This window comes from Alienimonas chondri (genome assembly GCF_013036045.1).
Lineage (GTDB): Bacteria > Planctomycetota > Planctomycetia > Planctomycetales > Planctomycetaceae > Alienimonas > Alienimonas chondri.
This window is the reverse complement of sequence record NZ_WTPX01000274.1, coordinates 1-3,508: the sequence shown is the minus strand read 5'-3', so window position 1 is coordinate 3,508 and position 3,508 is coordinate 1. Positions and strand designations below refer to the sequence as shown.

The 3,508-nt window shown below is 68.8% G+C and carries 5 protein-coding genes; 4 read left to right on the top strand and 1 reads right to left on the bottom strand.

Annotated features, from left to right (window positions below):
- On the bottom strand, nt 1–918 hold a 918-nt coding region (locus LzC2_RS20845), incomplete at its 3' end, for a hypothetical protein (RefSeq protein ID WP_171189954.1).
- Between the two features lie 220 nt (nt 919–1,138).
- Here LzC2_RS20845 and LzC2_RS20840 point away from each other — a divergent pair.
- The 4 genes from LzC2_RS20840 to ssb form a co-directional block, all read left to right on the top strand.
- Nucleotides 1,139–1,819: a 50S ribosomal protein L25 gene (locus tag LzC2_RS20840; RefSeq protein WP_171189953.1), complete on the top strand. Its 681-nt coding sequence runs from the start codon at nt 1,139–1,141 to the stop codon at nt 1,817–1,819.
- A 75-nt stretch (nt 1,820–1,894) separates the two neighbouring features.
- On the top strand, nt 1,895–2,503 hold the full coding sequence (gene pth, locus LzC2_RS20835; RefSeq protein ID WP_171189952.1) for an aminoacyl-tRNA hydrolase: 609 nt from the start codon (nt 1,895–1,897) through the stop codon (nt 2,501–2,503).
- A gap of 124 nt (nt 2,504–2,627) precedes the next feature.
- Entirely contained in the window at nt 2,628–3,062 is a 435-nt protein-coding gene (gene rpsF, locus LzC2_RS20830; protein WP_171189951.1) for a 30S ribosomal protein S6, read from the top strand.
- 113 nt (nt 3,063–3,175) lie between these two features.
- Nucleotides 3,176–3,508: single-stranded DNA-binding protein (gene ssb / locus LzC2_RS20825; protein WP_171189950.1), on the top strand; the 333-nt coding region annotated here is incomplete at its 3' end.

Sequence of the window (3,508 nt, the reverse complement as noted above, 5' to 3'; positions counted from 1 at the left end):
GGCCTCGCCCGCCCCGCCCCGCAGCGCGGCGGGCAGTTCGTCGGAACCGTCGCCCGCCGTCAGGCCCGAAGCGACCCGCTCCGCCGCGGTGAGGCTGCTCCACAGCTGTTTGGCCCGCGTCGGTTCTCCCCCCCGAGCGAACGCCGTGATCGCCGCCAGCCGCAGTCGCAGATCGGAGAGTCGCCCCGGCCCGGTCGGATCGTCCAGCAATTCGGCGAACCGCCGCGCCGCCAGCCCCATCTCACCTCGGTCGAGGTGCAGCAGGGCGATCCGCACGCGGGCGTCGCGGGCGGCGCCGGTCGTGGGGAACCGGACGGCCACATCCCGGATCGCCGCGGCCTTTCCGCTCGCCAGAGCCTCTTCCAACGCGGCCCGCGCGGCCCCGCCCAACCGACGATCGATCGCGCGACGCTCCGCGGCGGGGAACATGCCGAACAGCCGGCCGGCCTCATCCACAACTGTCGCGGAGGAGCCGTCGTACAATCGAACGACCTCGCCCTCCGCTTCCCCGAGGATGAACAGCAACGCATCGGTCGCCCGATCCCAATCGCCCGCCTCCACCGCTCGGGCGATGGACTTCAGCTGTCGAACCCGTTCGGGATTCTGCGGGAACCGGGCGTCGACGGAGTCGGATTCGCCGTCCTTACCGCGGTAATCGTAACGACCGCCGCGTCCCTCGACCGCGGCGCCTACGTCCTCGTCGGCTCCTTCGCCCTCCTCCGCGACCTCGTCCTCTTCGACGACGGGGTTCCCGAAGGGAGCGCGGAATTGGATTTGAAGCTGTCTCCCCGGAGCCGACGGAACGCAGGCCAAGAAGCCGAGAATCGCGAGCGAGGCGGCTCCCGGCGGCAGCATCCGCGGGGAAGTCGGCCGCAGCGGACCGAAGCGTGGAGAACCGAAGCGAAACGGGAACGACACGGGAGCGACCTCGACGGCGACCGGGCGGGTGCGAGCAAGCGGTGCGGAGGAACAGTGTAACGGCGGCCACGTCTCGGGTTCGCGTCTGACGCGAGAAGGCGTGCGGTCGGTTGCTGGCTCGGGCGCCCGCCGATACCCTGCCCCGCTTCCCTGAACCGCATCACGATCGGCCGGTCCGCCGCGACCTGCGCCGATCTCGTCGTCTCCCCGTTCGCTCCGCATGGCCGCCGACCCCACGCTCCTCGCCGAACCCCGCACCCGGCCGGGCTCCGCGGAGAGCCGCCGCCTCCGCGCCAAGGGCATCGTCCCCGGCGTCGTCTATGGTCACGGAGAAGGCTCCGTCGGCATCGCCGTACCGGCGACCGAACTGCGGCCGATCCTCGTCACCGGTCATCAGGTGGTCGACTTGAAGCTGGACGGCAACGTTCAGAAGTCGATCTTCAAGGAGGTGCAGTACGACACCTTCGGCCAGCACATCCTGCACTTCGACCTCCAGCGGGTCAGCGCCGACGAGAAGGTCGAGACGGACGTCCGCGTCGTCCTGACCGGCGTCGCCCCGGGCACCGATCAGGGCGGCCTGCTCCAGCAGGGCCTGGGCGAGCTGCACATCTCCTGTTCCGCCGTCTCCATCCCGGACCGGATCGAAGTTTCGATCTCCGAGATGCAGGTAGACGACGAAATTCGCGTCGCGGACATCACGCCGCCGGACGGCGTGACCATCCTGACCGACGAGCACGAGATGATCGCGCACGTCGTCGACGCCGCGGCCCTCGCCGCCCGCCAGGAAGCGGCTTCCGAGGCCAGCGTGGTCGACTCGCTCGAACCGGAGCGGGTGGGCGACGCGGATGCCCCCGCCGCCGAGGACGACGACGCCCCCGCCGAAGCTCCGGAGGAGGACTGACTTTCATTTCGCCCCGGCGACTGAGGCATGCCTCCGGCGCCAAGGCGAAAGAGCGAGCGGCCCAGGAGCGATGCGATGAAGCTGGTCGTCGGACTCGGCAACCCCGGCGACCGCTACCGCGGCACTCGGCACAATGTCGGCTGGGAGGTTCTGGCCGAACTGGCTCGTCGGCATGCCCCGGACGCCAAGCCGGAGTCGAACTTCGAGGCGGAGACCCTTCGCATCGAGGTTCCCCCCGGTAGAGGTCGGCCCGTCTTCGAGTCCGCGCAGGCGTTGCTGGTCTCGCCGCTCACGTTCATGAACCTTTCGGGCCGCAGCGTGGCGGCGGCGGCCCGGTTCCATAAGATCGCACCGTCAGACGTGCTGATCGTCTGCGACGACCTCAACCTCCCTTCCGGCCGCCTGCGGCTGAGGGGCAAAGGGTCGGCCGGCGGGCAGAACGGCCTCAAGGACGTGATCGAGAAGCTCGGCACGCCGGAGTTCCCCCGACTGCGGGTGGGCGTCGGTCGTCCGCCAGGACGAATGAACGCCGCCGACTACGTCCTCTCCCGATTCACGGACGAGGAACGCGTCGATCTGGATCTTGCGATTCAGGACGCCGCCGACGCCGTCGAACTGTGGCTGACCCGCGGCCTGCAAGCCGCGATGAACGCCGCCAACGCCCCGCCGCCCGGCGGGAACTGACTTCCCCTCCTTCAACGTCTCACTTTCCCGCACCCACCGCCCGCCCGTCGGGCGGCCGCACGCATCCGACCGGCGTTCCGACGCCCCTCGACCGCCTGCGGTCCAGCGACCCAACCTCCACCTTATGTCCGCTACCGCCGAAGCCCCCGCCGCCGAGTCCCACGAAGAAGTGCACGACCCCGCCGTCGAGGGGCTGTACGAAGGGATGTACGTCTTCGATTCCGCCGACTACGCGACCGACGGCGAGGACTATATCGCCCGGGTGCTTGAACTGATCGAGAAGGCCGGCGGCACCGTCGATGCCGACCGCATGTGGGTCGACGGACGCCTCGCCTACCCGATTCGCAACAAGCGGAAGGGCGTGCATCACATCGTCCTGTTCCGCATGCCGCCCGCGAACGTCAAGGATCTCGACCGCGCCTGCAAGCTGGAAGACCGCATCCTGCGGCACATGGTCATTCGGCCGCCGGAAGAGATTTATCACGCCACCGTCGACGTCGTGAACCCGTCCGAAGACGCGGACGAAGAAGGCGACGGCGAGGTTCCGGTTCCCGAGTGAGCCGTCGATTCTGAGGCCCGCCGGTCGGTTCCGGGTTCCGCCCGATCGACCGGCCCTGTAGTGTACGCAACGTCAGTTCGCCCCCCGTTCCCCCGCCCCGCGAAAGCCCGCCCGTGGCCAGCTTCAATAAGGTGATCCTGATGGGGAACCTCACCCGGGATCCCGAGGTGCGGTACATCCCCAGCGGGTCGGCGGTCTGCGACATCGGCCTGGCCGTCAACCGCGTCTGGTACGACAAAGGGTCCAGCCAGAAGAAGGAAGAGGTGACCTTCGTCGACGTGACCCTGTGGGGACGCACGGCGGAGATCGCCGGCGAATATCTCTCAAAGGGACGCCCGGTCCTGATCGAGGGATATCTCAAAATGGACACCTGGCAGGACAAGCAGTCCGGGGCGAACCGGTCCAAGCTCAAAGTGGTGGCCGACACAATGACGTTGCTCTCGGAC